Origin of the sequence: Lysinibacillus sp. RC79 (genome assembly GCF_041262405.1) — a bacterium.
Lineage (GTDB): Bacteria > Bacillota > Bacilli > Bacillales_A > Planococcaceae > Lysinibacillus.
This window is the reverse complement of the sequence record NZ_JBGCCD010000007.1, coordinates 177,231-203,544: the sequence shown is the minus strand read 5'-3', so window position 1 is coordinate 203,544 and position 26,314 is coordinate 177,231. Positions and strand designations below refer to the sequence as shown.

Genomic DNA, 26,314 nt, shown 5'->3' with positions numbered 1-26,314 from the left:
GTCGCTTCGCTTTCGCACAGACAAAACACCTTGTTGCTGTCGCTTCGCTTTCGCACAGACAAAACACCTTGTTGCTGTCGCTTCGCTTTCGCACAGACAAAACACCTTGTTGCTGTCGCTTCGCTTTCGCACAAAAAACATTTGCAGGCCTAAGCACAAAGCCGATTCCAGACCCAATTATGCCGAGGCATAATTGATTAGCTCATCACCATAACGTAAAGTCATTTATATAAATGGCTTACGTTTTAACAAATGTCAGCCACAACTTTTGGTGATGAGCCTTTTTAATATTTTATATAGCGAAATTATTGTAATAATATTATTTGTGCCGCTGCGTATTGCTTAGAATGTGTTATACTTACAAATCCATTTACAAGCTCCCCTTTGAAATATAAAACAGGATTACCAGCTTCCCCTCTTAAAATTTCAACATCATGAAGCTTACATTCTTCACCAATACCAGTTCCTAATGCCTTTGAAAATGCTTCTTTTGCAGCAAATCGTCCGGCCAAAAATTCTATTCTACGAGTTTCTGAATGTGCATCAAACAAAACTCTTTCCCTTTCAGATAAAATGCGGTCTTTAAATTTATTTGTTCTCCTCATTGCTTTAGCAATACGGTCAATTTCTACAATGTCGAGACCAATTCCTTTAATCATTTGAACTTCTCCTTTTCCTATTTCTAAAAAGCCATGTATAATGATTGTAAATTGAGGTGGAGTTATGTTTAGTAGAACAGAAAATTTTAAGCAATATACAAAGTATTATCCGATTGTTTCAACATTAATAGCGGTTAATTTATTTGTTTATGTACTAACTATTTTACCTGGAGTAGGAGAAAATGTATTGAATTACGGAGTTCAAGCGAACTTCCTTATACAAGCCGGTGAATGGTGGCGTGTTTTTTCTGCAATGTTTTTACATGCTAACTTTTTGCACGTTTTCTTTAATATGTTTTCTCTGTATTTATTCGGTCCAGAGCTTGAAAAAATTGCCGGCAAGGCACGCTTTATTACAATTTATTTAGTGTCTGGTATTGCAGGTAACTTGGCAACCTATCTACTTTATGATAGTAGCTACGCAAGCCTTGGTGCAAGCGGTGCTATTTTTGGAATATTCGGAGCTTTTGGAGCACTTGTCTACTATACACGTCGTACAATGCCAATGCTTCGCAAACTTATTTTGCCAATTATTGTTATCAGTGTTATTATGACTTTCCTACAGCCGAATGTGAATGTCTATGCTCACTTAGGCGGTTTAGTAGTAGGATTCCTTCTTGGACTCGTCTACTTACATCCAAAAAGAATTTTAAGCTGGCGTAAACAAAAGATGGCGGGTAAGTAATAGGTACAAAGAGGAACAATCATCCGTGATAAGCTATCATCGCGGATTGCTCCTCTTATTTTTATACTAGAGTGATAGGCAATTCGTCAATTTTATTTCAAAGTGCGACCGTATCCTCTTTCGCCGCCTTTATTTTTTTCCATTCAACTGCAGTTAAGCCATAGACAACTTGGTCTACATGGTGATCATAAAGCCACTCCGCATCTCTTAAACGTCCTTCTTCATTAAAACCTAATACTTTTGGGATTGTGCGGCTTCGGATATTTCCTACCGCTACTCGCACTTCAATGCGATTTAGCTTTAGATAGCTAAAGGCATAATCAATAAATGCTTTCATAGAATTTGTGACTAACCCCTTACCAACAAATTCGTTCCCTAACCAATATCCGATACTTGTCCATTTATGCTGCCAATTCACTTGATGATAGCCAATCACTCCCGCAAGCTTCCCCTCATAATATATCCCCGCTTGTAGGCCATTATTATCCGCGTATTGTTGCATTGCATCTCTTACAAATCGCTCTGTATCCTCTACTGTTTTCACATCATCCACAAAGGGTAACCACTCTCGCAACGTATTTCTCGAACGATCCGTCAACGCGAATAATTCATCTACGTCACTTAAATCCAACAATTTTAAATACGTGTTCTTATTAATATCATACTTAAACAAAATTACCACCCCTTTTGTTTGATTTATTCTATTATAAACAGTATATTTTCATATTTATAGATAAAAAAGGATAATACTTCTATTAATTTCAAGGAATATCCAGATTTCTGCGTTCAATGTTCATACCAAGATAATATTGTTTCAGCATCTTGCTGCTCTAAGCTTCGTACATTCCCTGTCATACCAGTCATGCCTGACATTACCGTCGCTTTTACAGTCATAATATTCTTTCTTTTTTGGAAATACGTTTGAGTAGTCCCAATAGATTGTATGCGTTTTTTCTCCATAAAAAATGTAATACGACTGAACACACGATATTGCATAGTTAGTTGCTTTCCATCTATCATATAACCAGCTGTTTTATGTTGCCAAATACCAATTAATATTGTTAATGGAATTAATAATAACGAAAACAATCCATACGGATATAAGAAATAACTACATGCACCAATTATAGGTATGAGCCAAACAAAATCAATTCGGTAAAAAGATGGACGAGCTCGTTTTGGTGAATGGATAAATTCTGGTTGCCAATTTATATCTGGAAAAAGTTGCTCTAGCGTTTCCAAACAATCTTGCTTCTGAATAAGTGGGAACAGAGTAATTTTTTTATCATTCCCCTCTCCACCATTTCCTCCAGCACTCTCAACAACAACTGTTGCAAAGCCAAATAATTGACGCACTGGATTCTCTACAATACGAATCGCCTGAATTCTATTTAACGGTAAAGTAATTCGTTTTTTCTCAATTAGCCCTTTTGTAATAATAAGCTTTTCATCTTCAATTCGGACTGTATATTCGTAATAATTGATCAGTGTAATAACAAATGACACAAACCATGCCACAATTAGGCTGAATATCACTGTTAGTGCAACTAATAATGCACCAATTTTCGCAAAGTCAGCTAGCTCATTGAAAATTTCCTCATATGGGATTATATCTGAAATCTGAGGGATAATTGCTGCTACCCCGGACAGAACGACCCCAATTCCACCTGAAGTTATGGCCATTATAAGTAAATCACGTATCGACATATGATAAATCGTTGGAGCTGATACTTCCTCTATTAGCGACTGCTCATCATTCATCTGTTCATTTACTTGGTTTTTTGCACGACGCATTTCCAACTCTATGACATCTGCCGCTACCTTACGTATAGCCGTTAACTCTACCTCCGGCTTTCTATCCTTACTTCCTGCAGTTTCAACCTGTACTTTTACTAAGCCAAATAGTCGATGAAAAATACCCTCATTGTAATTTAAGCTTTGAATACGTTCAAATGGGATATAGCGTTTCTTTTTAACGAACAAGCCGTACTTTACACGCAATTCTCCATCTTCAAACCAATATACAAAAGTACGCCATTTAACAATGCCACTAACAAGTGCAAGTAAGGCCCCTACTCCCCATATACCGAATAAGAAAATCGTACGCCAAAAATTATCACTATGGAAATTAAAGGAGAAGTGAAATCCATTAGTTGCAATAATAATAATTAACGGGAAAATCATACTCTTTAATGCTTTTGCACTTGTAATAATAGCCGATATCGGGTGTAAACGATTAATTTCCTTAGACATCATCTTCCGCCACCCTTGCTAATTCCGAAATACGTGCACGAAGCCCATCAGCCTCGTCCATTACAAGTGCAGGAATTGTATGTACAGTTGCAGCTGTTGATATTGAAATATTACCTAAACCATATTTTTTTAATATAGGTCCTTGCGTCGTATCAACATGCTGCACGCGCACCATTGGAATAAGTGTACGTTTAACAACGAATAAACCATGTTGCACCTCAATCTCATTGTCACGCACCTCATAGCGCCAGCGTTCCCATCTTACCTTTGGAAATAGATAAACAGATAGGATAGCACTAAGTGTGACTACAGCAACTGCAATGAGATAAATATATGATGGCCATTCATAATAATAAGTGCCGTAGCAGACTAAAGTCGCTACAATCAAAAGGAATAACGTTTGCAATACACCATATAAACGCCACACCGTTAACCCTTTCCTGGAAATTTTGTGAATTGGTTCTGTTCTCAAAATCGATCCCTCTCTTTCATTATCTAAGTATACGTAACCATTTATCTTTTTGTTTCATTTTATATCAATTTCGCCTTGGCGTAATTGCGTCCGGAATCGACTTTGTGCTTGGACACCCGCTGAAAGAAGTTAAAAAAAACCTTACAGCCACTTTGACTGTAAGGTTTAATCATTTTGATGAAGATAAAGTTAGTCTTCGTGACGACGTGGTGCGCGTGAACGACCTTGTCCACCCTCACGGCGACCTCCGTCACGGCGTCCGCCATCTCGACGATTTCCGCCACTTCCTCCACTTCCTCCACGGCGATCTCCGCCACGTCCGCCTTCTCGACGTCCGTTAAAGCTACGGTTACCGCCATTACCGCCACGTCCACGATCTCCACCACGACTGTTAGAACGCTCACGACGCATTGGTAATGGTCGTTCTTCAGTAATTGTTACTGGTGAGTCATCTGGCTCTTTTGTTAATGAGCGAAGTGCAGCAGCTACAACATCGATTGCATCATGGTTTTCAAGTAATTCTGTCGCAAGTATACGATAATCACCTAAATCGTTGTTCGCAATAAGACCTTCTAGTGTCTCCATAGATAGGCGTTGTTGACCCACTAAAGCTTCGTCCGATGTTGGTGGTCGAAGTGGTGTCATACGTTTTTTCGTTGTTTCTTCTACAATACGTAAGTAGCCCATTTCACGAGGTGTTACAAATGTTACTGCAAGACCTGATTTACCTGCTCGGCCTGTACGACCAATACGGTGAACATAAGACTCCGGATCTTGAGGAATATCGAAATTATAAACATGTGTTACACCAGAAATATCAAGCCCACGAGCAGCTACATCTGTTGCCACAAGAATATCAATTTTATTTTCTTTAAATTGACGTAATACGGAAATACGTTTTGCTTGGCTTAAATCACCATGAATCCCTTCTGCTAGGTAACCACGGATTGATAACGCTTGTGCTAGCTCATCCACGCGACGTTTTGTACGTCCAAAGATAATCGCAAGTTCTGGTTGGTGAACGTTTAATAAACGAGATAAAATGTCGAATTTTTCACGCTCAGCAGACTTCACAAAATATTGATCGATGTTATCAACTGTTAACTCTTTAGCCTTAATTTTTACGATTTCTGGATCACGCATAAATGTCTCAGCAATTTTACGGATTGCTGGTGGCATTGTTGCTGAGAACAATAATGTTTGACGTTCAGCAGGCACATTTTCTAAGATTGAATTAATATCGTCGATAAAGCCCATGTTTAACATTTCATCAGCTTCATCAAGTACCAATGTTTGAACATCTTCTAATTTTAGAGTACGACGATTAATATGGTCAATTATACGACCAGGTGTACCTACGATAATTTGAGGTTTATTTTTCAGTGCACGGATTTGACGGCCGATTTCTTGACCACCGTAAACTGATAATAATTTTACACGTTTATCATAACCAATTTTATATAGCTCTTCTGAAACTTGAATCGCTAATTCACGAGTTGGTGCAATTACTAATGCTTGGATATTTGGATTTTTCGGGTCGATTTTTTCGATAAGTGGAATCCCGAAAGCTGCCGTTTTACCAGTACCTGTTTGCGCTTGACCTAATACATCACGGCCTTCAATCGCAAAACGAATAGTACCTTCTTGGATTGGTGTTGCTTCTTCAAATCCCATACGCTTTACAGAGCGTAATGTAGATTCGCTAATATTTAATTCTGAAAAATTTGTCAAACTTCTCAATCTCCTTTTTTTCCTTTTAAGTTGACAAATGGTTACATTTTCAGATGAAGTTGTCGGCAAATTCGAGCCTGTGTTTTGGAACGTTTCCGTTACTTAAAATTTTTCTCTATATGATGGTCACATAGAGCTCTCTTATATGAAAAGGAAAGCCCGGTCTTTACCGAGCGGTTTGATTCTGTCGTAATTATTCACTTTAGAATAAAACCGTTGTGTTCAAAAAAAAGTACTCTTCAATCAAATATGAAGAGTCTTCGCACAAAATGTATCCATTGCTTACACTAGTCTAACATGGGATTAAAACGTATGCAACGATAACGCATGAGTCGTAATAATCTGACTACTTTACGCACTCATTAAAAACGACAAAACGTAAGAAAACCATTCAGAACAATCTTCATCATAACATATATGATGCTTCCCTTTATCAGAAAAATACAAAGTTTTATCGTTTGAGGTTACTTGATCATATAAAAATTGAGCAGTATGATATGGTACTATTCCGTCTAATTTTCCTTGTACAATATACACCGGAATTTTAATATCTTTATAATACGGCTCCACCATTCGAACAAGCTTCATGAATTCTATCGTTGACGATAGTGGCACATGATTAAACTTATGCCGGTATCGTAAATACAACTCATTACTAGACAGATTACGATGATACGCCTCAGTGGCAAGCATTTTAAAATCTTTGACTAGTTGCTTCGGACTCACATACTTGGCAGCAGCGCTTAGTAATACTAGCTTTTTCACTTTATAACGCTTAGCTAAATAGAGCGCTATAATGCCACCCATTGAAAACCCAACTACTATTACTTCATCTACTTTTTTAGCAAGATCGCGAAAAGCGAGTTCGGCATCCATTAACCAATGCTTAGCGGTGAAACCTCGCATTTGTAATTCATCCCCATGCCCTGACAAAGTAGGTTCTTCAATCAACCAATTTGTATGTGTACGTAAATAGGTAGTAAAAGGTTCTACTTCATAAGGTCCGCCTGAAAATCCATGTATACATAACACACCTACTGACATTATTTTCACCTCTAAATGTGTAACTCATTTAAATCAAGAATTTAAAGAATCGGTGAGAGAATTTCCCACCGATTCCTTGTTTCATTTTATGACGTAAATGCACGTAAGATTGTTTCTAATTTCATACCACGAGAGCCTTTTAGTAAAACGATAGACTCCTCGTTAGCTTGCTGTAGTTTTTCGATAATTGGCGTATAATCATCCTCAACATATAGCAAATGTTCCTCATCAAAACGCTCTTTTAAGACTTCATTTAAATAAGCCATTCGTGGGCCAAATAAACATACATAAGCGATTTCTTCTGCATGAATATCCTTCGATAAATCTTCATGGAAATGCTTTTCATTTGGGCCAAGTTCAAGCATATCACCTAACACAAGCCATTTTTCTGGGCGAATCGTTGTCGATGCTACAAATTGAATAGCTGCCTCCATAGAGGTCGGTGCAGCATTGTATGCATCATTAATAAACAATGCCCCATTTGATCCATTCACTTGTTGCATGCGCATATCCGTTAGAGCTACTTGTTTTAAGGATGCACGAATTTGGTCATCGTTTAAACCTAGCTTTTGAGAAATTAACATGGCGACTAATGTATTTTTCACTTGGTGCTTCCCGAGAACGGAAATAAAGAAATCTCCTTCAATCACACCATGTGTAGAGAAGCCACTACCATCAGCAGTTGCTTCAATATTGTCTGCATACAATAGATTGCCATGCTCTAAGCCAAATGCCACTGCATTTAATTGCTGCTCTTTCGCAACTAGTTCTTGAAGCAACGGTTCATCCCCATCATAAAATAGCACTCCATCTGGTTGCATTCCTTGAATTATTTCAAACTTGGCTTTAGCGATTCCGGCACGTGAGCCTAAATCTTGCATATGAGCCTCGCCAATGTTTGTAATCACTGTCATATGTGGACGAGCAAGCTTCGTTAAAAATTCTATTTCACCAAAACCACTCATACCCATTTCAAGTACAGCGACATCAGTATCTTCATCTAGCTGTAAAACCGTAATAGGCAAACCTAGTTCATTATTAAAATTCCCAATTGTCTTTTGTACTTTAAAAAATGGTGTTAGCGTTCCTGCTAAAATATCTTTCGTCGATGTTTTACCGTTTGATCCAGTAATACCAATAAATTTCGCCTTATGCTCACTGCGATAGGCACGTGCCATTTGCTGCAATGCCAATTCCGAATTATCTACAAAGAGTAATGGTACACCTTGTGGTGGATTTGGTTCATCTTTCTGCCAAAGAGAAGCACCTGCTCCTTTTTCAAAGGCCTGCAGAACAAATTTATGTCCATTGGCCGTTTCACCACGAAATGGTACAAACAGGTCCCCTTGTTGAATTGTACGTGTATCAATAGAAATTCCTGATACAACCGTATCACCAAAAGCTGGCACATCTTCATTTAACCATGTAGCTAACTGCTTTAATGTTTTTTTCACAATAATCCCACTCAGTCTTTTTTATAGTGAAGCTGTTGTTTTTCTTCAAAACGCTCAATTGCTAGTGTAATCAGACGATTAATCAGCTCTGGGTAGCTTACATTTGTATGCTGCCATAGAAGAGGATACATGCTAACAGGCGTAAAACCTGGCATTGTATTCACTTCGTTAATATAAATGCTGTTATCGGCCGTCACAAAAAAGTCCGCACGAACTAAACCGCTTCCATCAATGGCTTTGAACGCACGCTTTGCTAGCTCCTGTAAGCTTGATAGTGTATCTTTAGAAAGCTCTGCTGGAATAATAAGGGCTGTTGAGCCATCTTTATATTTAGAGTTATAATCATAAAATTCAGTTACTGGTTTAATTTCACCAGGTACAGAAACTTCCGGGAAGTCATTTCCTAGCACAGCTAGTTCAATTTCACGAGCGACAATACCTTGCTCAACTACAATTTTACGATCATACTGTAAGGCTATTTCGATAGCCTTCACTAATTCATCACGATTTGTTGCCTTGCTAATTCCGACACTTGATCCCAAGTTTGCAGGTTTCACAAACATCGGCCATTCCAACTTATCTTCACAACGAGCAAGGATTGCCTCCTGTTCACTAGCCCACTCGCCACGAATGAAGTACGTAAACGGCACTTGTGGTAAGCCGGCAATTTCAAATAATTGCTTCATGATTACTTTATCCATGCCAGTTGCTGATGCTAACACACCATTCCCTACATACGGCAAATTTAGAACCTCAAGTAAACCTTGAACAGTTCCATCTTCACCATTAGTACCATGAAGTAATGGGAAAATTACATCGAATTGTACAGATTTACCATATTTATCAATTAAAAAATCTGTAATATTATTTTCTAAAATTGTGGCATCATCACCAAATTGTAATTCTTCAATTGTACTTGCAGGTTTTTTTAGACGCTCACCACGGCGCCATTCCCCTTCAAGCGTGATGAAAATCGGATATACTTCATACTCCTCGAAATTCAAAGCTCCAGTGACTGCACGTGCTGTCGACAATGACACCTCATGCTCTGCTGACTTTCCACCGTATAATAAACCGATTCTTTTTTTCATTTTTGTGCCCTCCACATACTTCTTGAGTACTATTAGTTTATCATGAAACGTCTTGACAAATAACATAAAAATCTCACCGTGATTTTGACGGTGAGATTTGAGTGTATATTCATTCTACGTACAAATGAATAGATCAATTATGCCTAGGCATAATTGCGTCAGGAATCAGCTTTGTGCTTAGGCCTGCACGATGCAGATCAGTTAGCCGTTATCGCATGGATGCGATGATTTTAGGCTAACATCCTTTATTGAACTCCCTTCTGATTCCGTGACATCCGCCGGAGGCTTTAGGCCAACATGATGTTGGTCACTCAGTCGTTGCCACAGGATGTGGCGTTCTTAGACTGAGTTCCTCTATTTCAGCGGGTGTTTGGATACCCGCTGAAAGAAGTTAAATAATATAAATCAATTCATCGTGCTCATTTTTCAAAATTGTATTTAAATCATCCCATACCTCATCAGGGAAGGAATATTCTGACAGATTGCGAATTTCGATACCGTAGGCTTCTTTAGGTTTTTCAATTCGATACAATGAAAACAGTGCTCCGTCTTTAGTAAAAGAACGATAGGCACGCAAAAATTCAGGTGAAATAGAAGGAATACTCGACTTCACTTTCCGTCGCCAAAAACCAGTGCTACGTTCCTTTTCACGAATCAAACTGTTCAAAACATTCGCAATGAGTAAATCAGAATCACTTAAATGGCGAAAATAAATTTTAGTCATTTTCTCTAAGTCTGAAGAATAGTAGACAAATCGATTTTGCAATTTATTAAAAAATGGTGAAGTTATCGGTTCCTTTTTATGACTTATGTAAAGCAATTCTCCTTGTTCCAACGGTGTTAGTTGGTCTAGCCTCTTCTCATCCATAAAGTCTATCCAACACAATTCTTTGGATTCAGTAGCTTTCTTTACAAACTGAGGTACTTCATCTTCTGGTATATAATCAAACTGTGTATGCATATTAAAGGAGCCATCTTCATAGGAATGTTTCAATAACAGTAAGTGATGCAGTGGTTCAAGTGCAGCCACAAATTGCGAGAATTTAAGCCCGCTAAAAATAACAAATTTATCGACATCATTCATATGAACATAAATATGATACATAAAATCTTCTGCTGACTTCAATTTTTTAGCCACAACCATCACCCCATTCTTCACTACATTATAAAACTAAACATGCATTTTTTGAAACATTTTATGCTAATAATCGTCATAACAATATTCACAGGCGTAAAAGTGTTTTTTACGGTATAATATGAATGTTAAAGATGCTATTGTATGTATGTTTTTAACCACTCTGAATGAACAAATTTTAAAAAATATAATTCTATTCATTTTTTTCAAATATCTGCGAGGATTCTAAGCCAAAAGCTAGCATCGAGCCTCATCGATAACACACTTATTTCGGCATCAATATTTACCTCTTGACCTAAGGTGAATACTCCTTATCAATTATGCCTTGGCATAATTACGTCCGGAATCGGCTTTGTGCTTAGGCCTGCGTGATGCAGGTCAGTTAGCCGTTATCGCATGGATGCGATGATTTTAGGCTAACATCCTTTAAGAGCTCCTTTCCGATTCCGTGACATCCGCCGAAGGCTTTAACTTCTTTCGGGGGTGTTTGAAAAGTAGCTTAAATCCGATTCATCTCACCACCGAAAAAGGTGGGGGACTTTTGTTGAAAGAAGTTAAATATATTTGGCAGCATATTGAATTGGAATTAATTTGAATCAAATTTACTCATGAAGAGATACTATATTAATTTTAGGTGGCTTGTATGGAAAATAAACGAAATTTCGCGAATCGTTTTGACTGGACGCTCGCTTTTATACTTTTAACCTTCCTAGTCATAAGTTTGTTAGCCATTGCCTCGGCGCAAACATCAGGTCAGTATGGCATTAACTATGTTCCTAAACAATTGCAATGGTACGTCATTTGCGCAGTAATTATTGGAATAGTTATGTTTTTTGAACCTGACCAATATAAAAAAATGTCTTGGTATATGTACGGTGCAGGAATTTTCTTATTAGTACTGCTTATCTTCATGCCAGAAGGAACAGGGCAAATCGGTGAGCGTATTAATGGTGCAAAAAGCTGGTATAAGACCCCTCTAGGAAATATACAGCCCTCTGAGTTTATGAAAACCTTTTACATTTTAGCACTTGCTCGACTAATTAGTAAGCACAACGAAGTTTATTCCTTTAGATCAGTAAAAACGGACTTCATATTGCTATGTAAAATCGCTGCTACACTGCTACTACCTTTAGCTCTTATTATGAAGCAGCCTGACCTTGGTTCAGCATTAGTATTCTTTGCCATTACAGCTGCTGTTGTCATCGTAGCGGGTATATCGTGGAAAATTATTTTACCAACTTTTCTAGGTGGCGCTATAGTAGGTGGTTCTATTTTATGGATGGCACTCTTTATGCAGGGTTTTTTAGAGAAAGTATTCGGCTTTAAACCCTATCAGTTTGCTCGAATCTATTCTTGGTTAGATCCATATTCATATTCTTCTAGTGATGGATACCATTTAATTACTTCCTTAAATGCCATTGGTTCAGGTGAAATTTTCGGTAAAGGTTTCCGCGGTCGTGAAGTTTACGTTGCCGAAAATCATACCGATTTTATTTTTACGGTTATCGGAGAAGAATGGGGTTTTATTGGTGCTAGTATCGTTATTTGTATTTTCTTTTTATTAATCTATCATTTAACAAAAACTACACTATTATTGAAAGATCCATTCTCAACATATGTATGTGCTGGTATTATTGCAATGATTACATTCCACGTACTTGAAAATATCGGTATGACTATTCAGCTTTTACCTATTACCGGTATTCCCCTACCGTTTATCAGTTATGGGGGAAGTTCATTGATGGGGAACTCGCTAGCCCTCGGTCTTGTTTTCAGTATGCGTTTCCACTATCGTACGTACATGTTTACTACTCACGATGATGATGATTAATTATGGATATAAAAAATGGGTAGTCTCAATAACAGAGACTACCCATTTTCATTTGTAAAACGAGTTAAGCTTGAACTTGCGGAGTTTGCGTTGGTGGTGTGAGCACTTTTAAAAGTTCAAGTCGAGACTTTGTTACAGTGGCTGTTACACCCAACTTAGATAAATTCGAAACGATCTTTTTCAAATCTACTTCTTTTGTCATACATTCCACCTCAATCTTTCCTCGAATTTATATAACGTTTTATTTCCAAAAAAGTTTCATTTTTGCAAGTGTAAGATGTCTGACGAGTTAATCTCTTTCTATCATAACATTTAACTCTGCATTAAAATTTTTCATTTTTGTTACAATGTAAATTTTTCCTTCGCTTAACTATTTACCATCCCATAATCAAAGCGTGGAATTGATTTCCGTTCCGACTGGGCGCTTTCCTGGGGGCGTCCGATGAGCCCCAAGGAGTCGCCCAGTCTACACTCCAATCAACTATAACGTGTTAATAAATGTCATTCTTATAAACTTTTTTACCACTAAACAGCAAAAGTTAAACTCAAAAATATAAAATACCGATATACCCTCTAGTAGTATACCCCAGAGATAATTTAATACACTATGCGACAATCGATACAAAAATTAAAAATGGAATGAGTCCATTTAGTTACTTTAAAAATCTTCATTAATTTTAAGTATCAATATAATCCCATTGTTAACAGTCTGCCGTTTTTTATACATTGTTTTAGCCTCTTTTCTCTACTGCACTCCAAGCATTCACTCTAATCACTTATATACATGGCATGCGTTTTAACAAATGTCATCCTATACTTTTGGTAATAAGCCATTAAGCACTTAAATTGTCTTCCGTTTTCTTGTAATAACAATAACAAGAGAGGTAGAATATACATACTAAAATACTGTAAGAAAGTAGGGTGCTGTATGAAAAAGGCAATTTTGTTATTAATGTCTGTTCAATTCCTCGTCTACCTTGGATTTGGAATTATTATACCTGTCTTACCCGAGGTTGTAGTTCAGCAAAATTGGGATGATATACACGTAGGTGGCTTACTTACAGTGTACTCGCTTGCAAGTTTTTTCACTGCACCACTTTGGGGTATGCTATCCGATAAGGTAGGACGTAAGCAACTTATATTAATGGGCCTAGTTGGTTTTAGCTTAAGCTTTGTTATTTTCTCATTATTTATTGATAATTTAGCAATGTTGTACATCTCACGTGTTGTGGGTGGTTTATTCTCGGGCGCACTATATACAGCTGTAACAGGCTTTGTAGGAGATATGTCGAGTGAGGAGGATCGCAATAAATATATGGGTCTCATGGGCATGTCCATCGGGCTCGGTTTTATTTTCGGTCCAGCAATTGGTGGTATGCTCGGACATTATAGCCTGCAAATGCCATTTGTCGCTTCAGCAACACTAATTGCACTATTATTTATTTATGCAAGTTTCGTTTTAAAAGAACCTACAAAACGAAAAGATACAAATAAACGTGCAATTGTGCCAAAGGGTGCTACCAAAATGTTGCAGTACCGTGTGCGTTATTTATTTATGTTCTCATTTTTAGTGACTTTTATGCTGGCAGGAGTAGAAGCCACGTTCCAGCTCTTCCAAATTGATCGAATTCAAATTACACCATTACAAATTGGTTATTTGTTTATGTTTAGCGGCTTTGTAGATGCAGCTATTCAAGGCGGTGTTGTTAGACGTATTAAAAATGGAAGCGAGACAACTTGGTTAATAAGTGCACAAATTGTCACTGCTATGGGTATGCTTTTATTCACTTTAACAGCCAACTTATTTATGGCAGGTTTTGCCCTTTGTGTTTTTACAGCAGGAAATGCACTAGCAAGAACATGCGTCGTATCTCTTTCAACTAAAGAATCTGGTGGTCAATATGGGACTGCAGCGGGTCTTTCCTATTCAATGGATAACCTAGGACGTATTCTAGGTCCACTATTATTCACTTGGCTATTTACATTACAATCTAGTTTAGGCTATTATACTTCAGCAGCAATAGCTGTCGTTTCAATAAGTTTAATATTTATTTTTAAAGCATCAAATAAATCTTTACGCTTTGAATAATTTGTTGATAAAAAGCCGTAACTTAATAGTAATTCGAAGTATACCGAATACATCAAGGAATATTGGACTCCTTAAAGTGGAATATCGGAGGGCTCTGCATGAACAAAACAACAAATCTTTTACTTCCAAAAGAGCTAGAATCGTTTCGTTTTGAAATTGAAGATACACTACTTTCAGCAATGATTATCACACCATATAAACGTTCAACTACGTTTACGGAAAGTAAATTTGCTGGGGAACCTTATTTACCCTATTACCAAACGTATCCGAAAGATATTACAGGTGAGCCTATGCGGCTATTAGCTCAAATTAACTTTGCAGATATGCCACCACTAAAGGATTTCCCATCTCAGGGTATTCTTCAATTTTTTATTTCATCTAATATTTTCGTGAATGCTGATCATTATCACGAGGATATTTTCCAGCAATTTTATAAAATACGTTTTTATCCTACCGCAGATTTTGAAGCGACTGTCCCTAAACAGGAGTTTTTAGCACACAAAGCAGATGATCGGTTCCCTATTGATCAGGAGTTAGCATTACAATTTCAACCGATCCAAGAACCTGTTTCTGCTTTAGATTATCGTGCGGTACACTATTTACCAACATTAATTCCTTCATCAGAAGATGTTGATTTACGGGAGATTTATCTACAACACTTCTTAGGGGCTGGAGCTAAAATTGGTGGTTATGCCTATTTTTTAGAGGAGGATATCCGTCACGAATCGCAGCTCCTTAAACGATATGATGTATTATTACTCCAAATCGACTCTAATGATGAAATCGGTATTATGTGGGCAGATAGCGGCGTTGGGAAGTTTTTTATTAACCGAGAAAAGCTTCTTCAAAGGGATTTTTCTGATATTTTATTTCAATGGGAGCATTACTAATTATTTATCTTTATTCAGCAAATGTTTTCTGTAGCGAAAGCGAAGCGGCAGCTACAAATGTTTTCTGTAGCGAAAGCGAAGCGGCAGCTACAAATGTTTTCTGTAGCGAAAGCGAAGCGGCAGCTTACAACCATTACAACAAGGCGAAATTGATTGTGGATTACCCCGTTCTAGTTTTGGAGGTAATCCTTTTCAATGCTTACTAACAATTTCGTATCTTCTTTCCACATATAAAGTAAGCTATACTAGATATATTGCGAAAATATAGTAAAGGCAGGTGTAGGAATGAGTATTTTTACAGACTTTGGATATCTAGTATCTTTAATTATGTTTGTCAATATTTTAGCAGCAATGGTCATAATTTTTTTAGAGCGTAAAGATGCCACTTCTACATGGGCATGGATTCTCGTACTATTTTTCATTCCATTAGGTGGGTTTATTTTATACTTGCTATTCGGACGACAATTACGGAGAAAGCATTTATTCCGTTGGGAAGGACGCAAGGATATTGGTATCGATAACCTTATTAGTTATCAGACAGAAGCGATCCGAGATGATAAGTTCGAGTTTCGTATAGAAAATGCGGAAAATTATAAAGAGATGATTTATATGCATCTTAAAACAAATAATGCAGTATTAACGCAGGACAACCACCTTGATATTTTTGATGATGGGGCAAATAAATTTGAGCAGCTTCTAAAAGATATTGAGGCAGCAAAAGATCATATTCACATTCAATATTATATTTTCCGTCTAGATGACTTAGGTACACGCATTGTTACTAAACTTATAAAAAAAGCAAAGCAAGGGGTTAAGGTAAGAATCTTATATGATGAAATGGGCTCACGCAACGTTAAAAAACGCCATTTCAAGGAATTGCTTAATGCAGGCGGTGAAATTGAAGTATTTTTCCCATCCACTTTGCCACTTATAAACCCTCGTTTAAATTTTAGAAATCACCGAAAAATCGTTGTGATTGATGGCCGTATTGGTTATATCGGTGGCTTTAATGTCGGAGATGAGTACCTAGGTCTACAAAAGAAGTTTGGCTATTGGAGAGATACACATTTACGTATTGAAGGTAGTGCCGTACATCCATTACAAACACGTTTTTTACTTGATTGGAATCAAGCTTCCGCACAACAGAAAATGGGTTATTCGGACCGTTACTTCCCTGCTATTCCAAAAAAAGGCGATGTAGGCTTACAAATCGTGTCTAGCGGACCTGACTCCGAATGGGAACAAATTAAAATCGGTTATTTAAAGCTTATTAATATGGCGAAGAAATATATATATATCCAAACGCCATATTTCATACCTGATGTTAGTTTTTTAGATGCTATTAAAATTGCGACGCTTTCAGGCATTGATGTAAGGATCATGATTCCAAATAAGCCTGATCATATGTTTGTTTATTGGGCTACATACTCATACGTAGGACAATTATTGCGTGCAGGAGCAAAAGTTTATATTTATGAGAAGGGCTTTATTCATGCAAAAGCAATTATTATTGACGATGAAGCATCTACAGTCGGAACTGCAAACCTTGACGTACGAAGTTTCAGTTTGAATTTTGAAGTAAATGCCTTCATTTATGACTCAACGATTTCACATCAGCTTGCTGAGTTATTTGAAAAGGATATTTTTGATTGTACTGAATTAACCTGGGAAATGTACAAAAATCGTTCTACACTGATTAAATTTAAAGAATCCATTTCACGCTTACTAACACCTATCTTATAGAATGTAAAAAAGGAAGAGAACTAGTTCATTAATTATGAACAACTCTCTTCCCTTTTTTTATTTCACACCTAAATATTCTTCTAGCGTACTATTTTGTTTTTTAATGTCTTTTGCTATGTCTACACCAACATAACGGTAATGCCATGACTCATACATATAACCTGTGATGTCTTCTTTATTTTTGGGGAAACGTAAAATAAAGCCGTAGTCTTGAGCATGTGTAAATAACCATTGTCCTGCTGGTGTTTCGCCGAATTTTTCAGTTAGCCATAAATTATCTTTGCCGCGCTCCCCTATATCAAAGGCCAAACCTGTTTGATGCTCTGAATAACCTGGTCGAGCACTATAGCGATCAGCCGCAGCTTGTCCATCACGTTTAGCATAGTTATTATATAATGTTGTTTGATAGTCAAAAGATCGATATCCGCTAAAGGCTACTAAATCAAAACCTTGTTTTTTTGCTGCATCAAACATTTTGTTTAGTGCTTGACGTGCCTCAGGATTTTCTTCAGGCGCGAAGGTAGATGGTAGCGGATATATTTTATTCGCTAATAAAATACCCTTAATATATGTCGGCTCAGTTGGTAATGTTTGATTTGGTACATAGCCATTTTCATCTGTCTTCACAGGATTATCTGCTGTTTTTTTCGGTTCTTCTTTTGCAGGTGAATCTTTTTTAGTTAGTTCTGCTGTTTGTTGTTCTTCTTCATCTGATGCATTACTTACCTGTTTATTTTTATAGTTATAAACTACGAAAATAGAGACAATAAGCGCCACTGAGATTACAGCACCAAGGATGAGTGGTAAACGTTTCTTTTTCACTATTTTTTACCCCTTTTAAAGTTATCCAGTACTTCATGGTAAGTACCCTCTTTCAAAAAATTTAGAAAGAACAGTCCTAGTAAGTACCGATACTATTTTGTACTATATTGGTTCATCACCCAAAGTTAGGATACTTTTGTTAAAACGTCTACTATGTGAATAAGTTGATTGGAGTGGAGACTGGGCGACTCCTTGGGGATTAGCGTCACAGATGAGACCCTGGAGCAAGCATCGCGAGTGAAGCGGCTCATCGGACGCCCCCAGGAAAGCGCCCAGTCGGAACGGAAATCAACCACACGTTTTGGTGATGATCCACTATATTGGTATAGTCTCATTTTAGCACTGTTCACAATTTAGGGTGTAGATTTTCACCAACGATTTTAAAATTATTCTGTTAGTCTGTGAGAATAATAATAAACACTACTATAGAAGCAATCGAGAAAAAGATTGCCATGTACTTCATCCATCTTGCCTCTTTTATATAACCTTGCTCTTTAAAACTTTTTGCCCTAAAACCATTCGATACGGCAAACATAATAGTCATTGCAAAGACCGCAAAATTAAACTTACCCATGATAATAAATACGATCGCCGCTATACTAAAAATCGCGACTAGAATAGATGATAGCCATTTTATGTTCATCTTGCTGTCCTCCTAAAAAAATCGAGGCTACATAGGCGCCTCGACATAAATTATTTTATGAGTTTACTTTTTCCGGATGCTCCGAATAAAATTTTCGACCGATATATGTTTGAATAATCAACAATGCACCGCTGACTGACCAGTAAAGTGGTAGGGCTGCCATAGATGACATCGAGATAAAGACAATCATAATTGGTGAAATGTAAATAAACATTTTCATTTGTGCTTTTTGTTGCTCTGGTACTGTCCATAATGATACACGTGCTTGAACTAAATATACAAGGCCTGCGACAATTGTCATAGCGATATCTGGTGAGCCTAAGCTAAACCATAAAAATTCATGTGCTTTCACATCTGTAGAATATAAAATAGAGAAATAGAGACCCATGATAATTGGCATTTGAATTAACATTGGTAAACAGCCCATGTTGAGTGGATTAATACCATGTTTTTGATATAATGCCATCATTTCTTGTTGATACTGCGTTTGTTCTTCTTTTGTCTTTGCTTCCTTCATCTTTTTCTGAACAGCTTCCATTTCAGGCTTAAACGCATCCATTTTCATTTTCATCTTTTGTTGCGAACGATAATTTTTCAACATAATCGGCATTAAAATTAAACGAATAAGAACCGTAATAGCGATGATTGCTAAACCATAACTACCTGAAAACATAGTGTTACCGAAAAATTCCAATAAAAATTCCATTGGTTTTACAAAGATACTATAGAAAAAACCTTCTTTGTTTTGCACCGCTTGACAGCCACTAAGAACAAAAACGACGAGTCCAAGCATTGAAAATAGCTTCAAATTTTTCATTTTTCCACCTACTATATATTTATCAACTAAAATGAAGTATACATTAAAGGGTCTATTTTTATCAAATAGCAAGTGCTACTAATTCCACTGTATTTGATATCATAAAAAAAGATGCGAGCTTTAGCATCGCTAATACGTCCGCATCTATTTATTAATCATATTGTGAATAACTACTAAGTATACTTCTGGCTATCAATTATGCCTCGGCATAGTTGCGTCTGAATCAGCTTTGTGCTTATGCCTGCAGGTCTTTTTTTGCGCGAAAGCGTAGCGGCAGCGGCAGATGTTTTTTGTGCGAAAGCGCAGTGCTAACGTAGCGACAGCAAAAGGTTTTATCTGTGCGAAAGCGAAGCGTCAGCAACAAGGTGTTTTGTCTGTGCGAAAGCGAAGCGACAGCAAAAGGGTTTCATCTGCGCGAAAGCGTAGCGGCAGCGGCAACAACATGAGGGTCGACACGATGTCGGTCATTTCGGTAATGCCACAGGACGTGGCGTTCTTAGACTGAGTTCCTCTATTTCAGCGGATGTTTGGACACCCGCTGAAATAAGTTAAACGTTTTGAAGCTCTGATTCCGCCATTTCAAAACGATAAAATTCATGATGTAGCTCGTCTCGGAAATGTTTGGGCGTTACCCCTGTATATTTTTTAAAGATGCGGGTAAAATAGCTTTGGTTACAGAAATGGAATTGATCTGAAATAGAAGTAATACTTTTATTAGTGTGTCTAAGATAGTACTGTGACTCTTCTACTCGACGTACATTTAGATATTCAACTAGTGTAATACCAACATGTTCTCTAAAAATACGTGATAAGTGACTTGTACTTATATGGAAGTTATTTGCGATGCTTTCTACTGTTAAGTCATTTTCCAATTCATCATTTATATACATAATTACTTTATTAACGGTCTGGTGACGGAAAGTCGGTTGCTTGCGATCTGCGATAAAATAGACAAAGAAATCGATTAAATCATCAGCAAATTGTAAAAATTCTGCGTCTTTCATCTGATTTTCAATCATATCATTACACGCAATGTTAAAAGCAAATGCTTTCTTCGAAGGAACTTGATTGTCTAGCAATTTACGAGCAACAATTGACGACAAAACAGAAAAATAACTTCGAACTATTTTAATGACTTGTTTGCCAAAACGTATTGAAAGAATATCAATTAATTCGTGCAAAGATTTCTTAGCCTTTGCAGATTCTAAATGGTAAATTTCAAATATTAATTTCGACTCAATATTAAAAAATTCTTCAACACCGATGTATTGGTTAATACTATCGATTTCCTGAAAGTATCTTTTGGATATCGTTTCTGACATAGAATGTTGATGTAGTTGCATAATCTTCCCCATCTTTCCTCAGATTGCACAAATTGCTCTCACAATTTTTGACACCAATCTACTTATTTCAAAATAAGAAAATAGTATTCCCTTATTAATTGTATGAATTGAGTCATATTTCATAATTATATAATGAATATAACTTAAAAATAACCCAACTAATCCACCAGTTACAAAAAAAAATAGACTATACAGTGAATTTTACCATATTCTGCGATTTCCTTTCAACCACATTTTGTCTTCCACACTAGTTCCAATTTATCATATATACATAGTAGAAACCTCGTAAACTTATTTACTTACAATTAGATTTTACCATATACATACCAAAATTAATTAGTAATTATTTAAAATTTGTTACAAATTATGTAATGTGTTTTGCGCAATTATATTTCATCAATCGACATTTCTCTTTTTTATTCCGAAATCTTCTCTATATAATTTATACGAATATGTAGTAAAATAGATGATAATACTATTTTTAAAAGTTTAGACGAGGTGTTAATAGTGGAACCAAGACAAATAGAAGAAATTATGGAGATTATAAAGGAGTTCTTTCCCGAGAATACTTCCATTGCAATTTCCGATACAAACGAATACTTGTACTACCAACCGAGCAAAAAAGTTGATTTAAAAATCAAACCTGGCGACCCAATTAAAGAAGGCTCTGCAGCTCATAAAGCGTTAAACTACGGACAAAAGATTAGCTCTTATATTGAGCCTGATGTATTTGGAGTAGCTTATTACGGCATGAGCATTCCTTTAATGGAGGAAGGTGAAACTAAGGGTGCCATCACAGCGATCTTCCCACAAAAGCCATCAGCATTTTTAACGAACTACATTACAATCAAAATTGATGATTGCTGGTACCCAATCAAGCATGATCAGGTCATTTATCTTGAAACACAGCTACGAAAAACATTTGTTAAAACAATGAGTCGTGAAGGTTATCACCGCTTAAACCTAAGTGATCTTGAGCTATTTTTAGCGCCTGACTCATTTATACGTTGTCACCGCTCTTATATCGTTAACATTGACTACATTGATGAAATTCAACCAGATTCACATTCAACGTTTTTATTAATCATGAAAGACGGTACTCGTATTCCTGTTAGCCAACGCTACGCAAGTTACTTCCGTCGATCTTTAGGTTTCTAATTTTGATAAGTACAGCGAGCATTTTTATTGTTCGCTGTACTTTTTTGCTTATTGATTTAAATGCTCTTCATCAAAGGTTAGAGATGACATTGCTTAAAATGTATGCCATGTGATTAAGTTGATTGGAGTGGAGGCTGGGCGACTCCTTGGGGATTAGCGATAGAGGAACGAAGGCTAAAATCATCACGTCCTGTGATAACGCCTTCGTGACCAACATCCTGCTGTTGCTGTCACTACGCTTTCGCGCAAAAAACATCTGTTGCCCCAAACGGCTCATCGGACGCGCCCAGCCGGAACGGAAATCAACCCTCCATTATGATGTTTAATTTTTCAAAAGGAAATTCTCTAAAAATAATGTAGCTCTACATTAAAACGTTTTCTCTGTCGAAAATTCGTTTTTATGCTCATTTTTCCTGTTTTTACTCAATTTAATGCTATTTCTAAAGTTTTTGTGACAATTTGGTGATAGTATTATTCAAATGGTTGGAGTCATACTACAACTAAATAAACAGAAAATTCTTACGCGTTTTTTCTAGTTTTGTAATCGGTTTCCATCAAACTTTTTAGGGGAGGATTTTTTTATGGATGCAAATGTTCAAAAACGCCTAGGCTTAAAAGAACTTGAAAGTAAAATTGTTACTGCTGAAGAAGCTGCAGCACTTATCTCTGATGGTGATGTAGTTGGTATGAGTGGATTCACTCGTGCGGGGGACGCAAAAGTTGTTCCTATGGCTTTAGTAGAGCGCGCTAAAAACGAAAAATTCAAAATTGATGTATATACAGGAGCTTCTTTAGGACCTGAAGTAGATAAATACTTAGCTGATGCTGGTGTTATCCGCAAACGTGGACCATTCCAAGGAGATGCAACGATCCGTAATTTAATTAACTCTGGTGATGTCCTATATGTAGACGCTCATCTTTCACATAACGCTGAATTAGTTCGTCAAGGAATTATTGGACCAATTAAATATTTAATTCTTGAAGCTGTTGCTATTACAGAAGATGGATTTATTATCCCAACAAACTCTGTAGGTAACTCACCAATCTTCGCTGATTACGCTGAAAATATTATTGTCGAATTAAATATCTCTCATCCAGAAGCTTTAATAGGTATCCACGATATCTATGTACCAGGTGAGCAAGGTCAACGTGAAGCAATCCCAATGACTGATGCTATGCAACGTATTGGTGACATCGGTATTAAAGTAGATCCAGCTAAAATTAAAGCGATTGTTATTTCTGAAGAGCCAGATGCTCCTTCATTAATCGTTCCGCCAGATGAAGAAACACAAACAATGGCAAACATTTTATTAGACTTCTTCAGCGATGAAATTAAAGCTGGTCGCTTAACAAAACAATTAATGCCATTACAATCTGGTGTAGGTTCTGTTGCAAACGCTGTACTTGACGGCTTCGCAAATTCAGAATTTGAAGATTTAGTTGTTGCTTCTGAAGTACTTCAAGATGCTGTATTCAACTTAATTGATGCCGGTAAAGTTAAATTTGCAGCAGCTACTTCAATTACACTGACTGAAGAATTACAGAAAAAAGTATATGGCAACCTAGAGAAATACGCTGATAAAATTTGCTTACGTCCACAAGAAATTTCTAACCACCCAGAGCTTATCCGTCGTTTGGGTCTAATCTCAATCAACACTGCTCTTGAATTAGATATCTATGGCAACGTAAACTCAACACACGTATCTGGTACTCGTATGATGAATGGTATCGGTGGTTCAGGTGACTTTGCACGTAACGCACGTCTAGGTATTTTCGTTACTAAATCATACGCAAAAGGCGGCGCTATCTCTTCAATCGTGCCAATGGTTTCTCACGTAGACCACACTGAACATGATGTTGATGTAATCGTAACTGAGCAAGGTATTGCTGACTTACGTGGTCTTGCACCACAAGAGCGTGTACCTTTAATTATCGAAAACTGTGCACACCCAGATTACAAAGAACAACTTTGGGATTACTATAACCGTGCTCTAGAAGCAACTGGCGGCCATCAAACACCTCATATTTTAGAGGAAGCACTTTCTTGGCACGTAAATCTTGCTAAAAACAAAACAATGAAAAAAGAAGTGGCTAAAGCTTAATTTTCATATTTCAGGAACGCCTCATAAGTTGAAAAACTTATGAGGCGTTCTTTTTTTTCCGAAAATGGTATAATAAGAGTGATATTCATTCTCACTAATATACAATTTTCCATCGGAGGAACTATGAAGAAACTTATCTACTTGATTATATTCTTTTCATTTTTCGATCTATTTACCCAGCTTCCTGTCATGAGTACATATGCTGAATCCTTAGGGGCATCAGCCTTCTTTACTGGCCTGGCTGTAGGTATGTATTCTCTTTCCAATACATTTGGTAATATTATCTCTGGTTTTTTAACAGATCGTAAGGGACCATTCGCTATTTTAATCCTAGGTCTTTTAACAACAGGTCTTTCACTATCACTTTATAATTTAGTAGAAGATCCTATTGTTCTATTAGTAGTCCGCTTTGTACATGGATTAGTTGCGGGCTTTATCGTCCCTGCTGCTTTCACATTTTTAGCAAATGCAACTGAGCAAGAAAAAAGAGGTAAGGGCAGTGCTATCTCTGGAGCATTCGTTGGCATCGCCGCAATAATCGGCCCTGCCTTTAGTGGAATTTTAGCGAGTCGTACTAGCGTACCATTCGTTTTTAATATAACAGCAAGCTTTATGCTCTTGTTGAGTGTACTTGCGTTCTTTTTGCTAAAATCAAATCTGGTAAAAAAAGAAAAATCTGCGCAACCTACAAACATCCCTATTCATGTACTTTTTAATAATACAGGTACATTAAAAGCCTTCTTTAGTGCATTCTTTTTAATGTTTTCTCAAGGGGTTATTGCCTATCTCCTTCCTCTTAAAGTACAATCTTTAGGCTTTGATTCACGTTTAAGCGGAACTTTGATGAGTACATTCGGAATTATTGCTGTACTCGTATTTATTTTGCCGACTAACCGTATTTTCGATAAGGTTGCTCCAATTAAAACATTATCACTTGGTATAGGTTTAATGGGGATAAGTCAATTATTAATTAGTCAGGCAGATTCAAGTACGTTCCTTTATATTGCAATGGCCTGCTATGGGATCGGGTTTGGCTTCTTATTTCCATCAGTCAATTCACTTTTAATCGACTCTACGACTGCTGACATTCGTGGAAAAGCCTATGGTTATTTTTATGCCTTCTTCTCACTAGGAGTTGTCCTAGGTTCCTCATTGCTCGGATGGCTCTCACTAGGTATTGTCAGCGGCTTTATATTTACCGGAATTGTATTATTAGTATTTGCAACTATCATCATATGTACACAAAAAAGACCTTCTCACGTGAAATGAGAAGGCTTTTTTGTTGTTATTAATTCTTTTTTTCATGAATTTCTTCATGATAGTAATGGATACTTGTATGTCCTCCGCCTTCAGCAACCATTTCGTTTGAAGCTATTTTTGTTGGAGAAGTTCCGGCTTCTGTCGCTACTTCAGTAGATATACGCTCTGAAATGTTTTCGTGCATCTCCATATTCGTTGTATTCAAATAAGATGCTAATTTAGACTTTGCACCATTGAGCGTACTTAATGCTTTATCACGGTTTTCTTTTTTACTTAAATAAGTTGCAGCTAAAGCTAACCCTGCAATCACAAAACCTTTACGTTTTGCCATTATATATCCCTCCCAAAAATATAGACTTTGCCCTGTATTATATCTTTTCCCTATTTTTAAAGGACTAAACATAATTTTTTTATACTTTACTGCATATATAAAAAGAGAGAATTCCTATAACCCTTCGCTTTCATCATATAAACAAAATTCATAGTACGTCTGTATGTTTCAAATTATCCTCCTACTAAATTATATTGCAGGTATTTATTTCTTGCTTATCATCAAAAATTAGGAATGACATTTAAAATGCCCAGTCGAAAAGACAATCAATCCCACGTTTTGTCATAATCAATTTTTCTGTAAATCATGATATTTTTGTAAATAATTGTGATTATTAAGGACAAGTAAAGGGAATTAATGAATTAATACTAATAATAAGGGAGTGGTTATCATGAAAGATTTAGACTCAGTATATGATTGGATAGACATGGCTTCATTAGTAGGTGGAGCAGGCCTCTTAACAGCACTAATATATAGTATTTTACTGTAAGGAGAGCATGGATGAGTGGTATTAGAAGATCAATTATGCCTCGGCATAATTGCGTCCGGAATCGGCTTTGTGCTTAGGCCTGCAGATGTTTTTTGCGCGAAAGCGTAGCGTCAGCAGCAGATGTTTTTTGTGCGAAAGCGTAGTGCTAACGCAGCGGCAGCAACGGGTTTTGTCTGTGCGAAAGCGAAGCGACAGCAAAAGGGTTTCATCTGCGCGAAAGCCTAGCGGCAGCGGCAACAACATGAAGTTGGTCACTCAGTCGTTGCCACAG

Annotated in this window: 23 protein-coding genes; 8 read left to right on the top strand and 15 right to left on the bottom strand. The window is 37.0% G+C overall.

What is annotated here, in order from left to right; all coding sequences use genetic code 11:
• Positions 1-305 precede the first annotated feature (305 nt).
• Complete coding sequence (gene acpS, locus ABH968_RS09710) at positions 306-659, bottom strand: holo-ACP synthase (protein ID WP_370043849.1); 354 nt, start codon at positions 657-659, stop codon at positions 306-308.
• 64 nt (positions 660-723) lie between these two features.
• On the opposite strand from acpS, the gene ABH968_RS09705 reads away from it, so the two are divergent.
• The gene (locus tag ABH968_RS09705) at positions 724-1,344 is read left to right on the top strand and encodes a rhomboid family intramembrane serine protease (RefSeq protein WP_370043848.1); all 621 of its coding nucleotides are present in this window, start codon (positions 724-726) and stop codon (positions 1,342-1,344) included.
• Between the two features lie 97 nt (positions 1,345-1,441).
• Here the strand turns inward: ABH968_RS09705 and ABH968_RS09700 are convergent, their stop codons facing one another.
• The 8 genes from ABH968_RS09700 to ABH968_RS09665 form a co-directional block, all read right to left on the bottom strand.
• Positions 1,442-2,017 (bottom strand): GNAT family N-acetyltransferase, encoded by a 576-nt coding sequence (locus ABH968_RS09700; RefSeq protein WP_370043847.1) that lies wholly within the window; start codon positions 2,015-2,017, stop codon positions 1,442-1,444.
• 113 nt (positions 2,018-2,130) lie between these two features.
• Positions 2,131-3,597: a PH domain-containing protein gene (locus ABH968_RS09695; protein ID WP_370043855.1), complete on the bottom strand. Its 1,467-nt coding sequence runs from the start codon at positions 3,595-3,597 to the stop codon at positions 2,131-2,133.
• Positions 3,590-4,069: a PH domain-containing protein gene (locus ABH968_RS09690; protein WP_370043846.1), complete on the bottom strand. Its 480-nt coding sequence runs from the start codon at positions 4,067-4,069 to the stop codon at positions 3,590-3,592. Before ABH968_RS09690 ends, ABH968_RS09695 begins: the two co-directional genes overlap by 8 nt.
• A 189-nt stretch (positions 4,070-4,258) precedes the next feature.
• Positions 4,259-5,800 carry a degradosome RNA helicase CshA gene (cshA, locus tag ABH968_RS09685; protein WP_370043845.1) on the bottom strand — a complete coding sequence of 514 codons (1,542 nt, stop codon included), beginning with the start codon at positions 5,798-5,800 and terminating at the stop codon, positions 4,259-4,261.
• 351 nt (positions 5,801-6,151) lie between these two features.
• On the bottom strand, positions 6,152-6,844 hold the full coding sequence (locus tag ABH968_RS09680; RefSeq protein ID WP_370043844.1) for an alpha/beta hydrolase: 693 nt from the start codon (positions 6,842-6,844) through the stop codon (positions 6,152-6,154).
• A gap of 86 nt (positions 6,845-6,930) precedes the next feature.
• The gene (locus ABH968_RS09675; RefSeq protein ID WP_370043843.1) at positions 6,931-8,298 is read right to left on the bottom strand and encodes a UDP-N-acetylmuramoyl-tripeptide--D-alanyl-D-alanine ligase; all 1,368 of its coding nucleotides are present in this window, start codon (positions 8,296-8,298) and stop codon (positions 6,931-6,933) included.
• 11 nt (positions 8,299-8,309) lie between these two features.
• Positions 8,310-9,389 carry a D-alanine--D-alanine ligase gene (locus ABH968_RS09670; RefSeq protein ID WP_370043842.1) on the bottom strand — a complete coding sequence of 360 codons (1,080 nt, stop codon included), beginning with the start codon at positions 9,387-9,389 and terminating at the stop codon, positions 8,310-8,312.
• 391 nt (positions 9,390-9,780) lie between these two features.
• The gene (locus tag ABH968_RS09665) at positions 9,781-10,533 is read right to left on the bottom strand and encodes a hypothetical protein (protein ID WP_370043841.1); all 753 of its coding nucleotides are present in this window, start codon (positions 10,531-10,533) and stop codon (positions 9,781-9,783) included.
• A 634-nt stretch (positions 10,534-11,167) separates the two neighbouring features.
• Between ABH968_RS09665 and ABH968_RS09660 the strand changes: the two genes are divergently transcribed.
• Positions 11,168-12,355 carry an FtsW/RodA/SpoVE family cell cycle protein gene (locus ABH968_RS09660; RefSeq protein WP_370043840.1) on the top strand — a complete coding sequence of 396 codons (1,188 nt, stop codon included), beginning with the start codon at positions 11,168-11,170 and terminating at the stop codon, positions 12,353-12,355.
• Positions 12,356-12,419: 64 nt separating this feature from the next.
• Here the strand turns inward: ABH968_RS09660 and ABH968_RS09655 are convergent, their stop codons facing one another.
• On the bottom strand, positions 12,420-12,557 hold the full coding sequence (locus ABH968_RS09655; protein WP_004232019.1) for an Lmo0850 family protein: 138 nt from the start codon (positions 12,555-12,557) through the stop codon (positions 12,420-12,422).
• Between the two features lie 726 nt (positions 12,558-13,283).
• On the opposite strand from ABH968_RS09655, the gene ABH968_RS09650 reads away from it, so the two are divergent.
• The 3 genes from ABH968_RS09650 to cls all read left to right on the top strand — a co-directional run bounded on the left by ABH968_RS09650 (position 13,284) and on the right by cls (position 17,077).
• Positions 13,284-14,444, top strand: coding sequence for an MFS transporter (locus ABH968_RS09650; RefSeq protein WP_370043839.1), 1,161 nt, complete (start codon positions 13,284-13,286; stop codon positions 14,442-14,444).
• 98 nt (positions 14,445-14,542) lie between these two features.
• The gene (locus ABH968_RS09645) at positions 14,543-15,334 is read left to right on the top strand and encodes a YwqG family protein (protein WP_370043838.1); all 792 of its coding nucleotides are present in this window, start codon (positions 14,543-14,545) and stop codon (positions 15,332-15,334) included.
• A 285-nt stretch (positions 15,335-15,619) separates the two neighbouring features.
• Positions 15,620-17,077, top strand: coding sequence for a cardiolipin synthase (gene cls, locus ABH968_RS09640; RefSeq protein WP_370043837.1), 1,458 nt, complete (start codon positions 15,620-15,622; stop codon positions 17,075-17,077).
• 57 nt (positions 17,078-17,134) lie between these two features.
• On the opposite strand, the gene ABH968_RS09635 is transcribed toward cls, so the two are convergent.
• From ABH968_RS09635 to ABH968_RS09620, 4 genes are all read right to left on the bottom strand, one after another.
• The gene (locus tag ABH968_RS09635) at positions 17,135-17,899 is read right to left on the bottom strand and encodes a M15 family metallopeptidase (protein ID WP_370043836.1); all 765 of its coding nucleotides are present in this window, start codon (positions 17,897-17,899) and stop codon (positions 17,135-17,137) included.
• 394 nt (positions 17,900-18,293) lie between these two features.
• Positions 18,294-18,542 (bottom strand): hypothetical protein, encoded by a 249-nt coding sequence (locus ABH968_RS09630; protein WP_370043835.1) that lies wholly within the window; start codon positions 18,540-18,542, stop codon positions 18,294-18,296.
• A gap of 55 nt (positions 18,543-18,597) precedes the next feature.
• On the bottom strand, positions 18,598-19,359 hold the full coding sequence (gene yidC / locus ABH968_RS09625) for a membrane protein insertase YidC (protein WP_370043834.1): 762 nt from the start codon (positions 19,357-19,359) through the stop codon (positions 18,598-18,600).
• Positions 19,360-19,907: 548 nt separating this feature from the next.
• Positions 19,908-20,702, bottom strand: a complete 795-nt coding sequence (locus ABH968_RS09620) for a helix-turn-helix transcriptional regulator (RefSeq protein WP_053481947.1) — start codon at positions 20,700-20,702, stop codon at positions 19,908-19,910.
• A 507-nt stretch (positions 20,703-21,209) separates the two neighbouring features.
• Between ABH968_RS09620 and ABH968_RS09615 the strand changes: the two genes are divergently transcribed.
• From ABH968_RS09615 to ABH968_RS09605, 3 genes are all read left to right on the top strand, one after another.
• Positions 21,210-21,860 (top strand): LytTR family DNA-binding domain-containing protein, encoded by a 651-nt coding sequence (locus ABH968_RS09615; protein ID WP_370043833.1) that lies wholly within the window; start codon positions 21,210-21,212, stop codon positions 21,858-21,860.
• Positions 21,861-22,441: 581 nt separating this feature from the next.
• Positions 22,442-23,962 carry a succinyl-CoA:acetate CoA-transferase ScpC gene (locus ABH968_RS09610; protein ID WP_142508513.1) on the top strand — a complete coding sequence of 507 codons (1,521 nt, stop codon included), beginning with the start codon at positions 22,442-22,444 and terminating at the stop codon, positions 23,960-23,962.
• A 123-nt stretch (positions 23,963-24,085) separates the two neighbouring features.
• The gene (locus tag ABH968_RS09605; protein ID WP_370043832.1) at positions 24,086-25,231 is read left to right on the top strand and encodes an MFS transporter; all 1,146 of its coding nucleotides are present in this window, start codon (positions 24,086-24,088) and stop codon (positions 25,229-25,231) included.
• Between the two features lie 19 nt (positions 25,232-25,250).
• On the opposite strand, the gene ABH968_RS09600 is transcribed toward ABH968_RS09605, so the two are convergent.
• Positions 25,251-25,553: a hypothetical protein gene (locus ABH968_RS09600; RefSeq protein ID WP_053481943.1), complete on the bottom strand. Its 303-nt coding sequence runs from the start codon at positions 25,551-25,553 to the stop codon at positions 25,251-25,253.
• Between the last annotated feature and the right edge of the window lie 761 nt (positions 25,554-26,314).